17 protein-coding genes are annotated in these 16,475 nt (G+C 64.0%); 6 read left to right on the top strand and 11 right to left on the bottom strand.

The window, feature by feature from the left end; all coding sequences use genetic code 11:
• Positions 1-5: 5 nt before the first annotated feature.
• From HV823_RS09685 to HV823_RS09700, 4 genes are all read left to right on the top strand, one after another.
• Positions 6-1,082, top strand: coding sequence for a FecCD family ABC transporter permease (locus tag HV823_RS09685; protein WP_246301106.1), 1,077 nt, complete (start codon positions 6-8; stop codon positions 1,080-1,082).
• Positions 1,083-1,111: 29 nt separating this feature from the next.
• A complete protein-coding gene (locus tag HV823_RS09690; RefSeq protein ID WP_176949522.1) occupies positions 1,112-1,900 on the top strand; it encodes a heme ABC transporter ATP-binding protein in 789 nt (262 codons plus the stop codon).
• Between the two features lie 92 nt (positions 1,901-1,992).
• Positions 1,993-2,370: a hypothetical protein gene (locus HV823_RS09695; RefSeq protein WP_246301081.1), complete on the top strand. Its 378-nt coding sequence runs from the start codon at positions 1,993-1,995 to the stop codon at positions 2,368-2,370.
• Positions 2,371-2,558: 188 nt separating this feature from the next.
• Complete coding sequence (locus tag HV823_RS09700) at positions 2,559-2,999, top strand: hypothetical protein (RefSeq protein WP_176949523.1); 441 nt, start codon at positions 2,559-2,561, stop codon at positions 2,997-2,999.
• Positions 3,000-3,031: 32 nt separating this feature from the next.
• On the opposite strand, the gene HV823_RS09705 is transcribed toward HV823_RS09700, so the two are convergent.
• From HV823_RS09705 to HV823_RS09715, 3 genes are all read right to left on the bottom strand, one after another.
• On the bottom strand, positions 3,032-4,546 hold the full coding sequence (locus tag HV823_RS09705; protein WP_176949524.1) for a sensor histidine kinase: 1,515 nt from the start codon (positions 4,544-4,546) through the stop codon (positions 3,032-3,034).
• 121 nt (positions 4,547-4,667) lie between these two features.
• On the bottom strand, positions 4,668-5,219 hold the full coding sequence (locus HV823_RS09710) for an RNA polymerase sigma factor (RefSeq protein ID WP_176949750.1): 552 nt from the start codon (positions 5,217-5,219) through the stop codon (positions 4,668-4,670).
• Positions 5,220-5,224: 5 nt separating this feature from the next.
• Positions 5,225-5,413, bottom strand: a complete 189-nt coding sequence (locus tag HV823_RS09715; RefSeq protein WP_343051825.1) for a NepR family anti-sigma factor — start codon at positions 5,411-5,413, stop codon at positions 5,225-5,227.
• A gap of 161 nt (positions 5,414-5,574) precedes the next feature.
• On the opposite strand from HV823_RS09715, the gene HV823_RS09720 reads away from it, so the two are divergent.
• Positions 5,575-6,366: a response regulator gene (locus HV823_RS09720; RefSeq protein WP_176949525.1), complete on the top strand. Its 792-nt coding sequence runs from the start codon at positions 5,575-5,577 to the stop codon at positions 6,364-6,366.
• 279 nt (positions 6,367-6,645) lie between these two features.
• Here the strand turns inward: HV823_RS09720 and HV823_RS09725 are convergent, their stop codons facing one another.
• The 8 genes from HV823_RS09725 to HV823_RS09760 all read right to left on the bottom strand — a co-directional run bounded on the left by HV823_RS09725 (position 6,646) and on the right by HV823_RS09760 (position 15,680).
• Complete coding sequence (locus HV823_RS09725) at positions 6,646-8,229, bottom strand: FGGY-family carbohydrate kinase (RefSeq protein ID WP_176949526.1); 1,584 nt, start codon at positions 8,227-8,229, stop codon at positions 6,646-6,648.
• 4 nt (positions 8,230-8,233) lie between these two features.
• Positions 8,234-8,920 (bottom strand): HAD family hydrolase, encoded by a 687-nt coding sequence (locus tag HV823_RS09730; protein ID WP_176949527.1) that lies wholly within the window; start codon positions 8,918-8,920, stop codon positions 8,234-8,236.
• Between the two features lie 83 nt (positions 8,921-9,003).
• Positions 9,004-10,488, bottom strand: coding sequence for a mannitol dehydrogenase family protein (locus HV823_RS09735; RefSeq protein ID WP_176949528.1), 1,485 nt, complete (start codon positions 10,486-10,488; stop codon positions 9,004-9,006).
• A 145-nt stretch (positions 10,489-10,633) separates the two neighbouring features.
• Positions 10,634-11,407, bottom strand: coding sequence for an L-iditol 2-dehydrogenase (locus HV823_RS09740; protein WP_176949529.1), 774 nt, complete (start codon positions 11,405-11,407; stop codon positions 10,634-10,636).
• The gene (locus HV823_RS09745) at positions 11,404-12,405 is read right to left on the bottom strand and encodes an ABC transporter ATP-binding protein (protein WP_176949530.1); all 1,002 of its coding nucleotides are present in this window, start codon (positions 12,403-12,405) and stop codon (positions 11,404-11,406) included. The genes HV823_RS09740 and HV823_RS09745 overlap by 4 nt, the downstream gene beginning before the upstream one ends.
• A gap of 11 nt (positions 12,406-12,416) precedes the next feature.
• The gene (locus HV823_RS09750) at positions 12,417-13,247 is read right to left on the bottom strand and encodes a carbohydrate ABC transporter permease (RefSeq protein WP_176949531.1); all 831 of its coding nucleotides are present in this window, start codon (positions 13,245-13,247) and stop codon (positions 12,417-12,419) included.
• 4 nt (positions 13,248-13,251) lie between these two features.
• A complete protein-coding gene (locus tag HV823_RS09755; protein WP_176949532.1) occupies positions 13,252-14,124 on the bottom strand; it encodes a carbohydrate ABC transporter permease in 873 nt (290 codons plus the stop codon).
• A gap of 242 nt (positions 14,125-14,366) precedes the next feature.
• On the bottom strand, positions 14,367-15,680 hold the full coding sequence (locus tag HV823_RS09760; protein WP_176949533.1) for an ABC transporter substrate-binding protein: 1,314 nt from the start codon (positions 15,678-15,680) through the stop codon (positions 14,367-14,369).
• Between the two features lie 299 nt (positions 15,681-15,979).
• On the opposite strand from HV823_RS09760, the gene HV823_RS09765 reads away from it, so the two are divergent.
• Complete coding sequence (locus tag HV823_RS09765; RefSeq protein ID WP_176949534.1) at positions 15,980-16,450, top strand: VOC family protein; 471 nt, start codon at positions 15,980-15,982, stop codon at positions 16,448-16,450.
• The last annotated feature ends 25 nt before the right edge of the window (positions 16,451-16,475 follow it).

Here is a 16,475-nt window from a genome sequence, read left to right on the forward strand (position 1 = left end):
GCGGCATGATGCTGTCGAGCCTGCGTGCAGCCGCTGCGGGCGACCGCGCCGGCCTCGCCCGCCTGGTGGTTGCCGCTCTCGTCGTTCTCACGCTGCTGGCGCTCCTGCTGTCGACCGCCACCGGCGCCTCCAACGCCTCGGCCATCGACGTGGTCGTATCGCTGTTGACGGGAGAGCAATCGTCCGTGCTGAGCCAGCGCGACAGGATCATCGTCTTCGACATCCGCCTCCCCCGTGCCCTGCTCGGTCTCCTCATCGGGGCTGCGCTGGCGGTCTCCGGTGCCGTGATGCAGGGCCTGTTCCGCAATCCGCTCGCCGATCCCGGCCTGATCGGCATCTCTTCCGGGGCAGCGCTCGGCGCCGTGCTGATGATCGTGCTCGGCGGTACGCTGCCGATGGGCCTGCTCGGCTTCTTCGGTGGCTTCGCCCTGCCGATCGCCGCCTTTGCCGGCGGACTGATCACGACGCTGCTTTTGTATCGCGTCGCCACGCGGCACGGCCAGACCTCGGTTGCCACCATGCTTCTGGCCGGCATCGCGGTCGCGGCGCTCACCGGTGCGATCACCGGCGTCCTGATCTATATGGCCGACGACCGTCAGCTGCGCGACGTCACCTTCTGGAACCTCGGCTCTCTTGCCGGCTCCACCTGGGCGAAGGTGCTGACCGCAGGGCCGATCATCCTGATCTCGTTGACCGTCCTGCCCTTCCTGTCGCGGGGCCTGAACGCGATCACGCTCGGTGAAGCGACCGCCTTCCATATGGGTGTCAAGGTGCAGAAGCTGAAGAACATCGCCGTGGTCAGCGTTGCTGCCGCGGTGGGCGCCTCGGTTGCCGTCAGCGGCGGCATCGCCTTCGTCGGCATCGTCGTACCGCATATCCTGCGCATGGTGATCGGCCCGGACCATCGCTACCTGCTGCCGGCGTCTGCCCTCTTGGGCGGCATCCTGCTGCTCGCAGCCGACATGGTCGCGCGCACCATCGTCGCCCCCGCGGAATTGCCGATCGGCATCATCACCGCACTCGCCGGCGCCCCGTTCTTTCTCTGGGTGCTGCTGCGCGGACGAACGTCCGCCGGCTTGTGACCGACCGGCCCAACACGCGTGAGACTGCCATGATCCGTGCCAGCAACCTTTCCGTCCGCCTTGCCGGAAAACTCATCGTCGAAAAGCTTTCGCTGCAGGCACAGCCCGGCCAGGTGACGGCGATCGTCGGCCCGAACGGCTGCGGCAAGACGACGACGATGAAGGCGGTGGCGGGAGAAATCCCAAGCACCGGCGAGCTTACGGTGAACGGTAGGGACGTGCGCAGCCTCGACCCGCTGCAACTGGCCACCCGCCGCGCCGTGCTGCCGCAATCGACCACCATCGCCTTTCCCTTCACCGTCAGGGAAATCGTCCGCATGGGCCTGTCGACCGGCCTGAACCGCAGTGCCGGGCGATCCGAGGCGATCGCGGCAGAAGCGCTGGCAGCCGTCGACCTGCAGGGTTTCGCGGGGCGCTTCTACCAGGAGCTTTCCGGTGGCGAACAGCAGCGCGTGCAGCTTGCCCGCGTGCTGACGCAGATCTGGGAGCCCGTGCTCGACGGGGAGCCGTGTTATCTGATGCTGGACGAGCCGGTGTCCAGCCTGGACATCCGCCACCAGTTGACGATCATGCAACTGGCCCGCGACTACTGCGCGCGCGGCGGCGGCGTCATCGCCGTCATGCACGATCTGAACCTGACGGCGATGTTCGCCGACCACATGATCATGATGAAGAAGGGCAAGGTCGTGGTCGCCGGCGCCCCCGCCGACGTCCTGACCGACGAGGCGATGGAGGAGGTCTTCGGCTGCCGGATGCGCGTCAGCGGCTTGCCTGCCGCGGGAACTCCGTTCATTCTTCCTCAGACGGCAATCCTCTGAGCCAGCCTGCGCGCGCAGGTGGAACTTTCTTGCGCCGTCGACGTTGTGCACCACAACATAGTCTTGCGTATGAACAGGCAAAGGAGGGTGAAATGGCATCCGGAATGTTCTCCCGCGGCAAGGACCGCACCGTTTCCGAAGCAGCCGAAACGATGGAAGACCAGATCGCCGACCTGCGCGATCAGATCGCGACATTGGCAAAGCTCGTGGCGCAGGAAGCTTCCGACGGCGCCGACGAGGCGCGCAGCCGCTTCTCCCTGTTCCGCAAGAACGCACGCAAGGCGCGTGATGACGCCGCCGAAAACCTGGACGATCTGATCGCGAACGGCGAGGATATCCTTGCGGAGCTGACCGCGCGCTATCGCGACACCGGCCGCGAGGTTCGCCGCACGGTGCGCGAGCACCCCGTCGCCACCCTCGGCGCGGCAGCACTGGCAGGTTTCGTCATCGCCGCGATCCTCCGCCGCTAAGGCGGGGACGTGCCGGGAACCCCGGTCGTTGACGGGCGGATTCGGCAGGCGATCACAGGTATCGCAACACGCCCGCACATCCGCCCTTGCAATTTGCCCGCGAGCCTGTTCGGGTGCGCGGGCATGATCGGTTTGGCGATCTTCGCAGCCGTGCCGCGAAAGAGCAGAAATTTCGGGAGCAGCAATAAATGGTTTCGATCGTAGCGGCCCTTGCGCAGAGCCTGTTGTTCAGGGTCGAGGACAGGATCGAGGAAACGGTGCAGCGCTCCAAGCGCAATGCGATCTTCGCATTGCTGGCCGGCCATCTGCTCCTGACCGCCTACACGCTTGCCGTCGCCGGCCTGACGGTCGCACTCGCAGAGCGTCACGGTGCAATCGCCGCCCTCCTCGGCCTCGCCGGCGCCGCCACGTTACTCGCCGTGATCCTCGTCTGCATCCTCGTCTATCTGAACAAGCGCGACGCGAAGATACGTCGCAGACGCCGCCAGGAACTGCGTGCCCGCGGCCAGCTTGCAGCACTCGCGGCAGGCTCGGCAGCAAGCAACCCGCTCGCTACCGCCGCACTCGGCGTGGCGCTGGCACTGTTTCTCAAGCCGTCCTCACGGCGCCGTCGCCGCAGCGACGACTGACAATCCCAATTTCCTGAAAAAATCTTCGCGCCTCAGATCTGATCGAGCGGAAGTCTGACGAGTGCCGTCAGCCCGCCCGACAGGAATTCCAGGTGCACGTTGCTGCCCAGCACCTTGTCGAGGCTGCGTTCGATGAGAACGAGGCCGAACCCGTGGCGCTCCGGCGGCTTGACCTTCGGCCCGCCCATCTCGTGCCATGTCATGTTCAACACCGGATGCCCGTCTTCCTGTACCACGCGTGCGGTAATAACCAGCTTCCCGCCGGCGACCGACAGCGCGCCGTATTTGCGCGCATTGGTCGCAAGTTCATGCAGCACGAGGCCCAGTCCGATGGCCTGGTCCGGGCCGAGCTTCACCTCGTCCTTGTGGATCTCGACCTGTGTTGTGAAATCGTCGACATAAGGCTTGATCTGGGCCTGCAGCAGCGTGTTCAGGCGGATCGTTCCCCACTCGTGGTCGCTGAGCAGCCCATGGGCTTCGGAGATCGACTGCAGCCGCCCCGCGAAGGCTTCCATGAAGGCGGCCGGATCCTTGGTCTGACGCAAGGTCTGCCGCGCCAGCGATTGCAGCATGGCAAGCGTGTTCTTCACCCGGTGGTTCAGTTCGCGGAGCAAGAGCCGCATCCGTTCGGAGGCGATCTGCCCTTCGGTAACGTCGAGCGTGATGCCCAGGAATATGGAGGGCTTGCCCTCCGAGTCCCATTCCTGCACGCGTCCGCGGCCCAGAAGCCAGCGGCCGGTGGCGCCTGCCCTGAACATACCGTCATACTCGCCGCCGCTCGAGAGCGCCTCGCGAAGCTTGCCGATGGTCGCCTTCCGCTCGGTCGGGTGGATGGAGGTAAAGATGCGGCGTGCCGTGAGCTTCGCCCCCGGCTTCAGGTCGAGCATGCGCATCAGCGGCGCGTTTCCTGTTACGGATCCCGTCTTGATGTTCCAGAGCCAGCTGCCGACATTGGCGACATCGAGCGCCGATGCCTGGCGCTGCTCCTCGCGGGTGATCGACGCATTCGCCACCGCCCGGCGCCGCGCCTCCTCCTTGAACAGGAGCAGCGATCCCGCAAGCTTGGCAAGCTGCTGCAGATGCAGCAGCGCTTCATCGCTGACATCGCTGACGCGCTTTTCGGTGTCGAAAACGCATACGCTGCCGATCGCCTGGCCCGCATGGCAGATCGGCGCGCCCGCATAGAAGCGGACATGCGGTTCGCCGGCGACGCTCGGCAGCCTGGAAAACCGTAGATCCGCAGCCGCATCGAAGACGGTAACGGGGGCGCCATCCTCGACCAGCAGCCGGGCGCAGAAGGAATCCGCAGCACTGGCGCTCACCTCCGAAATGCCCTTGCGCGCCAGAAACCATTGCGTGGAATTGCCGATCACGCTGACAATCGCGATCGGCGCTGCAAACAGGCCCGCAGCAAGTTCCGCGATTTCGGTAAAATCCGCATCAGGCCCGACATGCGCCGGCACGCTCGCCGCAACGGCTTCAAGCCGCTCCGGAGATGCGAGAGCCGCCGCAAGCGCGGCCGGCGCGGATACGCCTGCCCGGTTCATTTGATGTCCATCCCGGACAAGCATATCTTGATTTGGTACCTCAGTCCCGTTGCGGAAGCCTGCATCTCTATTCTCCGACCACTCCCCCTCCACCCGCCCTCGAAGCAGGTGGCGCCGCCCATTACGATACGAAGGCCCGGGAAGTCAGCGGCGCGGAAATCGCATCAGGTCCAAATTCACCCTCGTTCGAAATCTGCAGGATTTCCTGCAGCTTCTGCCTTGCCCGGTTCACGCGGCTCTTGATGGTGCCGAGCGCACAACCGCTAATATCGGCCGCCTCTTCATAGGAAAAACCGGAGGCGCCTACAAGGATGATCGCTTCCCTTTGTTCGTCCGGAAGTTGCGCAAGCGCCCTTTGGAAGTCTTGCATGTCCAGCGTGCCGTATTGCGCGGGATGCTGGGCGAGGTTGGCCGTCAGCAGGCCGTCGCTGTCCTGAACCTCGCGTCCGCGCTTTCTCAGTTTGCTGTAGAGCTCGTTGCGAAGGATGGTGAAGAGCCATGCCTTCATGTTGGTACCCATCTCGAACTGCTCCTGCTTGGCCCAGGCTTTCATGATGGTGTCCTGGACCAGGTCGTCGGCCTCGTGATGCCGCCCGACGAGCGAGATGGCAAATGCCCTGAGGCTCGGCAGGATCGAAAGCAGCTCCCGCTTGAACGTGTTGTTCGGCTCCATCTTGCTCACCGATCTTCGCTCCCCACCTGAATGCTTCTCTGCTCGGCCAGATCGAGCTTCTCCAGGAGATCGAGGAACTTCTGCGGAATGGGCTCCTCCTGCACGGAGGTATAGAAGGAGCGCAGCCGCTGAGCAATCTGCGCTTCGGCCCCTGCGGAAGCCAGTGGTTGTTGCGGTCGGTGTTGTTGTTTCACAATATCGAACTCTCAATTTGTCTGCGTTGTCGCCACAAAGGGATTTCGAGACAGGTAATGCGCGCCCGCAAGAAAGGTTCCTGACGGGAGGAACCAAAATTGCGGCACGGCGTTCTTTGGTCAACCGGCAGTTCAGCCGAACGCATCAAAGGGGAGCCCCGATGCCGATTTCCGACCGCATAACACCGCATTTGCCGCACCTTCGCCGCTACGCGCGCGCCCTCACGGGCACGCAGGCTTCCGGTGACGCCTATGTCGCAGCCACGCTCGAGGCGATCCTGATGGATCCATCGGCATTCGCAAACAACGAGGACGACCGGCTCTGCCTGTTCCGGCTGCTGTCGCGCATGATCTCGTCGCTTCCGGTCTCCATCAGCGATTCCCTCTCCATCACCCCCGGAGCCCCCGCAGGCGTGGATCTGAGCGCGGTGCCGCCGCGCGTCCGCCAGGCCCTGCTGCTGGTGACGATGGAAAGCTTCCCCACGACCCACGCTGCAGAAATACTGGAAATGGATGAGAGCGACGTCTGCGCCCTGCTCGACAAGGGCTTCCGCGAGATCGCCGCACAGGCCGAAACCGGCATCATGATCATCGAAGACGAACCACTGATCGCGCTCGACCTCGCCGATATGGTCAACGACATGGGCCACCATGTCACCGGCATCGCCAGGACCCAGAGCGAAGCCGAGAAGCTGTGGGGCGATACGAGGCCCGGACTTATCCTGGCCGACGTGAAGCTCGCCGACGGCAGCTCCGGCATCGATGCCGTAAGCTCCATCCTTTCGCGTGCGCAATTGCCGGTGATCTTCATCACGGCCTATCCGGAGAAGCTCCTGACCGGCGAGCGCCCCGAACCGGCCTATCTCGTCAGCAAACCCTTCCATCCGGAGACGGTGAAGGTGCTGATCAACCAGGCGCTGCTGACAAACCACAGCCAACCGGCCGCCGCGTAGAGCGCGCGGCACCTCTTTCCCGAGGCTCCTGCCTGAAGCACATCTGAGGACGCGGCGTTGGCCCCGTCCTCTTTTTTTGATCGTCGCTTGAGAAGTAGCCTGGCAAAAATAAAAGCAGCCAGCGCGGGGGGCGCTGGCTGCCTAAAATTCCGCAGGCCGGAGGGGACACGGCGTGCGGCATCTGCACCGGCTCGAGGGCCTCGCACTGGGGGAATGCGCTTGCCGGTGACGAGGGAGAAACTCGGCGCATCAAAAAAGGTTCCGGCCGCTTCGATTTTTTCAGACGATTTTTTCAAGCTCGTCGCGATGGCGGTAAAGGGCCAGAAATCGCCTGTAGTCGCGCTCGTAGGCCGCAGCGTGCGCAGGCTGGGGCGACTGCTCAATGCCGCCGGGATACATCGCGGCCCCCGCAGAGGCGAGATCGGGATGAAGTCCGCCTGCAACCGCTGCGGCGGTCGCCGTGCCAAGCAGCACCGCGTCGCTGGTCTTCGGCACCACCAGCCGTCGGCCGGTCACGTCGCGGTAAAGCTCCATCAGCAGCGGATTGTGCAGATGGCCGCCTGTCACATGCAGCGCGTCAACGGCATAGCCGCACTCTCCGAGCTTGTCGATGACATGGCGGATGCCGAGCACGATTGCCACGCAGGTCTTCCAGTAGAGCCGGCAGAGACTGTCGAACGTTGCGTCAAGCGACAGGCCACTGATGACGCCGAGCCCGCGCGGATCGGCAAGTGGCGAGCGATTGCCGTGAAAATCCGGCAGCACGTGCAGCCGTGCTGCGAACTTGTCGCCCTCGAGCGCGCGAAGTTCGCGAACGCGACTGGCGATGCGCTGGTGCGTGGCCGGCGTCGGCTCCCCGCCGGCGCTGTGCAGGCGCACAATATGGTCGAGAAGCGCGCCGGTCGCCGACTGCCCCCCTTCTACTAGCCAGTGCTCCGGCAGCACGGCCTCGTAGTAGGGCCCCCACATGCCGAAGCCGAATTTCTTCTCCTTCGAGAAGGCGACGACGCAGCTCGACGTGCCGCCGATCAGGCCAAGCTGGCGTTCCAGCCGGTGCGGCTCTCCGGCGAGGTGGCCGAGAAGGCCGAGTGCGCCGGCATAGGCATCGATCATTCCCGCGCCGACGATGCAGCCCGTATCCAGCCCGAGTTCCTCCGCCGCCCGCCTGCTCAGGCGCCCCACCGCACTGCCGACCGGCAGCGTCTCGCCTGGCAGCGCGCCGCGTTCCCGCAGGTCCTCAAGCCCGATCGCGTCGAGAAAATCCGCCTGCCATCCGCCGCCGTCATGGGCGAGATAGTTCCATTTCGCGGTGATCGTGCAGCGCGAGCGCGCGAGCGATCCGGTCGCCTTCCATGTCATGAAGTCCGCAAGGTCGAAGAAATGCCCGGCCCTTGCCCATTGCTCCGGCCGATGCCGCTTCAGCCACATCAACTTCGGCATCTGCATCTCCGGCGACATTACCTTGCCGGAGTGGTCGAGCACGGGATGCTGCGTGGCGGTGCAGAAATCGGCCTCTTCGAGCGCGCGGTGATCGAGCCATACGATCGTGTCCCAGCGCGGATCCTCCTCGCCCGAAACCGAAAGCTGCGCCGCCTCCACGTCGCGGACCACGAGCGAACAGGTCGCGTCGAAACCGAGTGCCGCAACCCGCTCTGCGCCGACGCCAGCCGTTTCGCAGGCTGCGCGCACGGCCGAGCACGCCGCCTTCCAGATGTCTTCGGAATCGTGCTCCGCAAAATTCTCACGCGGCCGGTTCATCGCGATCGCGTGCTCGGCGCGCGCAAGCATGGCCCCGGCCCGATCGAAAACACCGGCACGGGCGCTTCCGGTCCCGATGTCGACCGCAACGATCAGATCGCGCATGAAGTCATGTTCCCGTGGGATTCTCCTCGCCCACAAACTGGAGTAAATCCCGCATGTCGTCAAACAGGACATCCGGTTCCAGGCTTGAAAGGGCTGCGCGATGGCGCGCATTTCTCGCATGCGAACCGCCGGCAAAGGCAAGGACACGCATCCCCGCCGCCTTGGCCGCCATCACCCCTGCCGGACTGTCTTCCACGACGACGCAGGCCTCCGGCGAGATGCCCATGGCGCTGCTCGCATGCAAAAACAGATCCGGCGCGGGCTTGCCGTTGCGGACCATCGTGGCGCTGAAGATGTTCGGCTCGAAGCGGTCGATCAATCCGGTCACCGATAGCGAAAGCCGGATGCGCTCGGGCTGGCTGGACGAAGCCACGCAGAACGGCACCGGCAGCGCATCGACCACCTGGCGGATGCCGTCGATCGGCTGCAGCTCTTCGCGAAAGCGCGAATAGAGCGTCTTGCGCATCGCTTCGAGAAAGCGGTCATCCACCGCAAGGCCGTAGTCGTCGTGCAGGATTTCCGACATGGACTTGAGGCTCTTGCCCAAGAACCGTTCGGTGGCTTCCGTGGCGTCCATGCTGACGCCGGCGACGCCGAGTGCATCGACGAGGACGGCGAGAGAGATCGGCTCGCTGTCGACGAGCACGCCGTCGCAATCGAAGATCACCAGCTCGTTCGGGCCTGCAGCCATCGTTGCCAATCCGTATTACGGCCGGGGACGGTCCCTTCCGACAAGAACCAATCACCTTGACCTGCTTCAATCCGCAGGCGGGTTCAATCCGCCAGCTTGTCGTCGAGATAGAGCCGCAGCGTCGCACGCGTGCCCCTGTCCCAAAGGGTCTGGAGGGCATGGGCGAATCGCCGACGGAACAGCTCGGAAGCCGCAACCTCGCCGAAGATGTCGGAAAGCGCAAGGAAGGCGGTCGGATCGTCCTTGGCCTTCAGCGCGGCGGCCTGAAGGCGCTCGGCGCTTGCGTCGTTGAAAACGATCGCCTTGCCGCTGTCCGACGTACCTGCGAAATAGCGGCACCACAGCGCTGAGACGAGCGACAGACCGATGACGTCCTCGCCGCGGCGCAGCCGGTCGGCGGTCGACGGCAGGATGAACTTCGGCTGCCGGTTGGAGCCGTCCTGTGCAAGACGCGGGATGGTGTCGCCGATCTTGGGGTTGGAGAAGCGCTTCTCGATCAGCGTGAAATAGTCGGCAAGGTCGGTATCGGGCACCGGCGGGATTACCGGGATGATCTCGTCGCGCTCCAGCTTGGCGAGGAAGGCGCGGATATCGGCATCCTCCATCGCCTCGTGGACGAAATGGATGTCGAGGAGGGCCGCCGGATAAGCGATCGCCGCATGCCCGCCGTTGAGGATGCGGATCTTCATGTGTTCGTAGGGCGCGACGTCCGGCACGAACTGCACGCCGACCGTCTCCAGCGCCGGGCGTCCCTGCGGGAACTTGTCCTCCAGCACCCACTGCTTGAATTCCTCGCAGAAGACCGGCCACTGGTCCTCGATGCCGTATTCGTCTGCGACGATCTCGATCTCGCGCGGCCCGGTTGCCGGCGTGATCCGGTCCACCATCCCGTTCGGGAAGGCAACGCTCGCGTCGATCCAGTCTGCGAAATCCGGATCGGAAAGCCGCGCGAGACCGGAAACGGCGGCATGGGTCACCTCGCCATTGCCGGGGATGTTGTCGCAGGACATGATCGTAAACGCCGCAATTCCCTTTGCCCTGCGCGCCTTCAGCCCGGCAAGGATGAGGCCGAACACGGTCTTCGGATCGTCCGGGTTCTCGCCGTCGGCTGCGATCGCGGGATGGGCGGGATTGAATACGCCCGACGCCGGATCGATGAAGTAGCCGCCCTCGGTGATCGTCAGCGATACGATGCGGATGGCGGGATCGGCGAGCCGTGCCACCGTCGACGCCACGTCGCCTGGCTTGAGATAGTCAATCATCGCGCCGGTGACATGCGCGCCGGTGCGGTTGTTGTCCTGCTCGACCACCGTCGTCAGATAGTCCTGGCTTGCAAGCTTCGCCCGCATCGCCTCGTCAGAGGGCAGCACGCCCGCACCGACGATCGCCCAGTCGAGGTCCCGCCCGGCATTGAAGAGCGCGTCGAGATAGACCGCCTGGTGCGCCCGGTGGAAGTTGCCCACGCCGAAATGGACGATGCCGGCCTTCAGTGCGGATCTGGCGTAGGCGGGCACGCCGGCGGTCTTCCTCACCGTTTCGAGGTTTGCCAGCGACAGTTTGGTGGTCATGGTCTTTTCCTTCCGGTCGTGCGCGGTTCTGCAGCTTCCGGTCATTGCAGAACGCAAAGCCTGTCCGTGCCGGCGCCCGCATCGCGGGCCGCCAGCCTTCGTTTCGTCATTCCGAAATCCCGCAAAAGCCGCGGGCGATCCTTCGTCAGCTCATCCAGTTGCCGCCGTCGACGTTGTAGGTCTGGGCGACGACGTAATCGCTCTCCGCCGAGGCGAGGAAGATCGCCATGCCGGTCAGGTCCGCCGCCGTGCCCATCCGGCCGAACGGCACTTCCTGGCCAACGAGTCGCTTCTTTTCGCCGAGCGGCCGGTTTTCATATTTGGCAAACAGCGCATCGACGCCGTCCCAGTGCTCGCCGTCGACGACACCGGGCGCGATCGCATTGACGTTGATCCCGTGCTTGATGAGATCGAGCCCCGCCGACTGGGTCAGGCTGATGACGGCTGCCTTGGTGGCGCAGTAGACGGCGACCAGCGCTTCGCCGCGACGCCCCGCCTGGCTTGCCATGTTGATGATCTTGCCGCCGCGGCCCTGCGCGATCATCTGCTTCGCCACCGCCTGCATCGTGAAGAGCGTGCCGCTCACATTGATGGAAAACAGCCGGTCGTAGCTTTCGCGGGTGATCTCCACGATCGGCGCCAGATCGAACAGCGCCGCATTGTTGATGAGGATGTCCAGTCCGCCGGCCGTAGCCACGCATGCCCCCACCGCATCGTCGATCGACTGCTGGCTGGTGACGTCCATCTGCACCGCATAGGCGGCCGGGCCGATTTCGCCTGCCGTCCGGCGTGCCCGCTCGACATCGATGTCGGCGATCGCCACACGCGCGCCTTCCCGCACATAGGCCTCCGCGAAGGCGCGGCCGATTCCGCGCGCCGAACCGGTGATGAGTGCACTCTTGCCGTCGAGTCTCTTCATCGGATCGCAAGCCCCGTCTCGTCGAAGCGATGTACCCGGCCCTCCTGCGGGCTGAGATAGACCTGGTCGCCGTGACGGACCGGGAAGTCGCCGCCGACGCGGGCCGTCATTGTTCCCACCTTGTCCACCGCGACATGCAGGAACGTGTCGGAGCCGAGATGCTCGGCAACGCCCACCGTGCCGCGCCAGGCGCCGGCGGAGGTGGAAAGGTCGAGATGCTCCGGCCTCACCCCGATCGTGTGCGCGCCATAGCCCTTCGCGATATCGCCGGTGATGATGTTCATCTTCGGCGAGCCGATGAAACCGGCGACGAACAGGTTGTCGGGATGGTGGTAGAGATCGAGCGGTGAGCCCACCTGCTCGACATTGCCCCTGTTGAGCACAACGATCTTGTCGGCCATGGTCATCGCTTCGACCTGGTCGTGGGTGACGTAGACCATCGTCGTCTTCAGCTGCTGGTGAAGCTGGCTGATCTCGAGGCGCATGTTGACGCGCAGTGCTGCGTCGAGGTTGGACAACGGCTCATCGAACAGGAACGCTACCGGCTGGCGAACGATCGCGCGACCGATGGCGACGCGCTGGCGCTGGCCGCCCGAAAGCTGGCGCGGCTTGCGGTCGAGATAGTCGGTGAGGTTGAGCACGCGGGCTGCGTCCGCCACCTTCTTGTCGATCACGCTGGCGTCCTCTCCCGCCATTTTCAGGGGGAAGGCGATGTTGGAGCGCACGCTCATATGCGGATAGAGCGCGTAGGACTGGAACACCATCGACAGGCGGCGCTTGGCCGGCGCCAGCTCGGTAGCGTCCTTGCCGTCGATGACGATCTTGCCGCCGGAGACGTCTTCCAGGCCTGCGATCAGGCGCAGGAGCGTGGACTTGCCGCAGCCCGACGGCCCGACGAAGACGACGAACTCGCCCTCCTCGATGTTTAAGTCGATGGAAGGAATGACGGTGTGGGCGCCGAAGACCTTCGAGACATTGTTGAGGGTGATGCTTCCCATTTCTGTTGTCCTTATTTCACTGCGCCGAAGGTGAGGCCGCGGACCAGCTGCTTCTGCGAGAACCAGCCGAGGATGAGGATCGGTGCGATCGCCATGGTCGAAGCGGCCGACAGCTTGGCGTAGAACAGGCCCTCGGGACTGGAATAGGAGGCGATGAATGCCGTCAGCGGTGCCGCTTTCGAGGCCGTGAGGTTCAGCGTCCAGAAGGCCTCGTTCCAGGCGAGGATGATGTTGAGCAGCACCGTCGAGGCGATTCCCGGAATGGCCATCGGCGTCAGCACATAGATGATCTCCTTGGCGAGCGAGGCGCCGTCCATCCGCGCTGCCTCGAGGATCTCGCCGGGGATTTCCTTGAAGTAGGTGTAGAGCATCCAGATGATGATCGGCAGGTTGATCAGCGTCAGTATGATGACGAGGCCGAGACGCGTGTCGAGCAGGCCGGTGTTGCGGAAGATCAGGTACATCGGCACCAGAACGCCCACCGGCGGCATCATCTTGGTGGAGAGCATCCACATCAGCACGTCCTTGGTCTTCGGCGTCGGCGAAAACGCCATGGCCCAGGCCGAGGGGATCGCGATGATGAGCCCCAGCAGCGTCGAGCCGATCGAGATCACCACCGAATTCATGAAGTGCTTGAAGTAGTCCGAGCGCTCCTGGACCTCGTGGTAGTTTTCCAAGGTCCAGTCGAAGCCCAGGAACAACGGCGGCGAGGCGATCGCCTGCGCCTCCGTCTTGAAGCTCGTCAGGAAGGTCCACAGGATCGGGAAGAAGATCAGGATGCCGATCGCCCAGGCGGCGACGGTGACGACGATCTTTCGCTGGGTCGAAACGTTGCGGGCCATGGTCTCACGCCTCCAGGGTCTTGCCGATCATCCGCATCAGGAAGAATGCGACGATGTTGGCGAGGATGACGGCGATGATGCCGCCGGCGGATGCGCCGCCCACGTCGAACTGCAGCAAAGCCTGCGCATAGACGAGGAAGGTCAGGTTGGTGCTCTGCGTGCCGGGGCCGCCATTGGTGGTGACGAGGATTTCGGCAAAGACGGAAAGCAGGAAGATCGTCTGGATCAGGATGACGACGGTGATCGCCCGCGAAAGATGCGGCAGCGTCAGGTAGATGAAGCGCGACCATGCGCCGGCCCCGTCCATCTGTGCCGCCTCCTTCTGCTCCTCGTCGAGCGACTGCAGCGCGGTCAGAAGGATCAGCGTCGCGAACGGCAGCCACTGCCAGGCGACGATCACGATGATCGACATCAGCGGCGCGTTGTTGAGAAAGTCGTAGGGTTGCAGGCCGACGGCCTTGGCGAGATGGGCGAAAAGCCCGTTCACCGGGTTCATGAACATGTTCTTCCAGACGAGCGCCGCAACCGTCGGCATGATCAGGAAGGGCGCGATCACCAGGATGCGCACGATGCCCTGCCCGAACATCGGCTGGTCCAGCAGGATCGCCAGCGCGATACCACCGATCACCGTGATCAGCAGCACCCCGACCACGATCGCGAGTGTGTTGAACAGGGCCTGGAAGAAGGCCGGATCCGTCAGGAAGTACCTGTAGTTCGAAAAGCCTGCCCATTCCTCCATACCCGGCATCAGGAGATTGTAGCGCAGGAAGGAGAAATAGATCGTCATCGCCAGCGGCACGATCATCCAGGCGAGCAGAAGCAGCACCGAGGGTGCCATCATCGCGCGGGCGGCGGATCGGGTGTGAAGGGTGGCCATGGCAGTTCCCGGTCAGGTTGCCCGCCCGCCTTCCGAAACTGGCCGGCGGAAATCCGGCCGTCGGAAGAAAGGCGCGTGAAGTTTTTTTCGAAAAGGCCGGCGCCGCATTTCGGGACGCATCCCGCTTGGGCCCGGAAAACGGCCCGACGGCGCCAGCAAGGAGGCTCCCTCCTCCGGAGAATAGAGGATGGAACCTCAACCCCGGTGCAGCAGGTATTGCGACTGCACCGGGCCTTGGGAGCCTACTTGATGTAGCCGGCCTTCGTCATTTCGCGCTCGGCCAGTTGCTGCGCGCTCTGCAAAGCCTGGTCGACGCTGACCTGCCCGGCAAGTGCGGCCGAGAACTGCTGGCCGACCGCCGTTCCAAGGCCCTGGAACTCGGGGATCGCGACAAACTGGACGCCGACATAAGGCACCGGCTTGACCGCCGGGTTCTTCGGGTCAGCCGCATTGATGCTGTCCAGCGTCATCTTCGCAAAGGGTGCTGCCTTCTGGTACTCGGGGTTCTCGTAGAGCGAGGTGCGGGTGCCCGGAGGCACGTTCGCCCAACCTTCCTTCTCGGCGACGAGGTTCAGGTATTCCTTGCCAGTCGCCCAGGCGACGAATTTCTCGGCCGCCGCCTGCTTCTGCGTACCGGCGGGGATGGCGAGGTTCCAGGCCCACAGCCAGTTGCCGCGCTTGCCAAGGCCCGTGTCGGGAGCGAGTGCGAAACCGACCTTGTCGGCGACCGTCGATTCCTTCGGATTGGTCACGAAGGAAGCCGCTACGGTCGCGTCGATCCACATGCCGCACTTGCCGGTCTGGAACAACGCCAGGTTCTCGTTGAAGCCGTTCGAGGATGCGCCCGGAGGACCGGCGTCGTTCATCAGCTTCACGTAGAAGTCGAGCGCGTTCTTCCACTCCGGCTGGTCGAACTGCGGCTTCCAGTTTTCGTCGAACCAGCGCGCGCCGAAAGCGTTCGCCGTCGCCGTCAGGAAGGCCATGTTTTCGCCCCAGCCCGCCTTGCCGCGCAGGCAGATGCCGTAGATCTCGCTGTTCTTGTCGGTGATCTTGCGCGCAGCGTCCGCGATGAATTCCCAGGTCGGGGCGTCAGGCATGGTCAGCCCGGCCTTCTCGAACAGGTCCTTGCGGTACATCACCATCGAGCTTTCGCCATAGAACGGCGCGGCATAGAGCTTGCCGTCATCGCCCGTCAGGCCGGAGCGGATCGCCGGCAGCAGGTCGTCGACGTCGTAGTCGGCGCCGAGATTGTCGAGCGGCAGCAGCCAGCCCTGCTTGGCCCAGATCGGCACTTCGTAGGTGCCGATCGTCAGCACGTCGTACTGGCCGCCCTTGGTGGCGATATCCGTCGTCACGCGCTGACGCAGCACGTTCTCCTCGAGCGTGACCCACTCGAGCTGAATGTCCGGATTTTTGGAGGTGAAGTCGTCCGTCAGTTTCTGCATGCGGATCATGTCGCCATTGTTGACGGTGGCGATCGTCAGGGTTTCCGCATTGGCAAATCCGCACAGGACAACGGCCGAGCACGCGCCCAGCAGCAGCGTCTTCAATTTCATGTCTTCCTCCCAGAAGGGTTATGAGCATTTGCTTCGCTCATGGGCAATTACTCACATTATCTCAGAAAAAGTCAACGGCCATTTTATGCTGCAATGCCGAAGAACACACGCAGACGATTGATATCGTTTCAGTCTTTGTAGATGCGAGGGGAGCCGCGAGAGACCTATTGCGATCCCCTGACGTTCCGCGCGCAGCGGAATTCTTCCGGCAGAACTGTCGGCACCGGCCGCCTCGCTACGTCCTTGGCTCAGGCCCGCGCTCAGATCAGCCCGGGCAAGCGCGATGAAAGGAGCATGCGATGAAGGTCACGCAGCATCTCTGGTTCGAAAAGGACATGGAGCGGGCCGTCCGTTTCTATGCCGCGCAGATTCCCGGCTCGACGGTCGAATGGATAACGACCCTTCCCGCCGAAACGCCGAGCGGACCGCCCGGCAGCGTCAAGATTGCCGCCTTTACGCTCGGCGACCAGCGCTACATGGCAATCGAGGCCGGACCGCTCGACGCGTTCAACCACAGCTTCTCGATCATCGTCGAGTGCGAGACGCAGGCTGAGATCGACCGTCTCTGGCAGGCGCTGGGCGAAGGCGGTACGACCGAACAGTGCGGCTGGCTGCGCGATCGCTGGGGCCTTTGCTGGCAGATCACGCCGCGCCGGCTCGCCGAACTGATGAGGGATCCCGACCCTGCAAAGGCGAAGCGCGTCACCGAAGCCATGCTCAAAATGGTCAAGTTCGACATCGCGGGACTGGAGGAGGCCGCCCGCGGTTGAGGGGTGTGGGAAGGTGCAGCGGCGC

The sequence above is a fragment of the Mycoplana rhizolycopersici genome, from assembly GCF_013378445.1.
Taxonomy (GTDB): domain Bacteria; phylum Pseudomonadota; class Alphaproteobacteria; order Rhizobiales; family Rhizobiaceae; genus Mycoplana; species Mycoplana rhizolycopersici.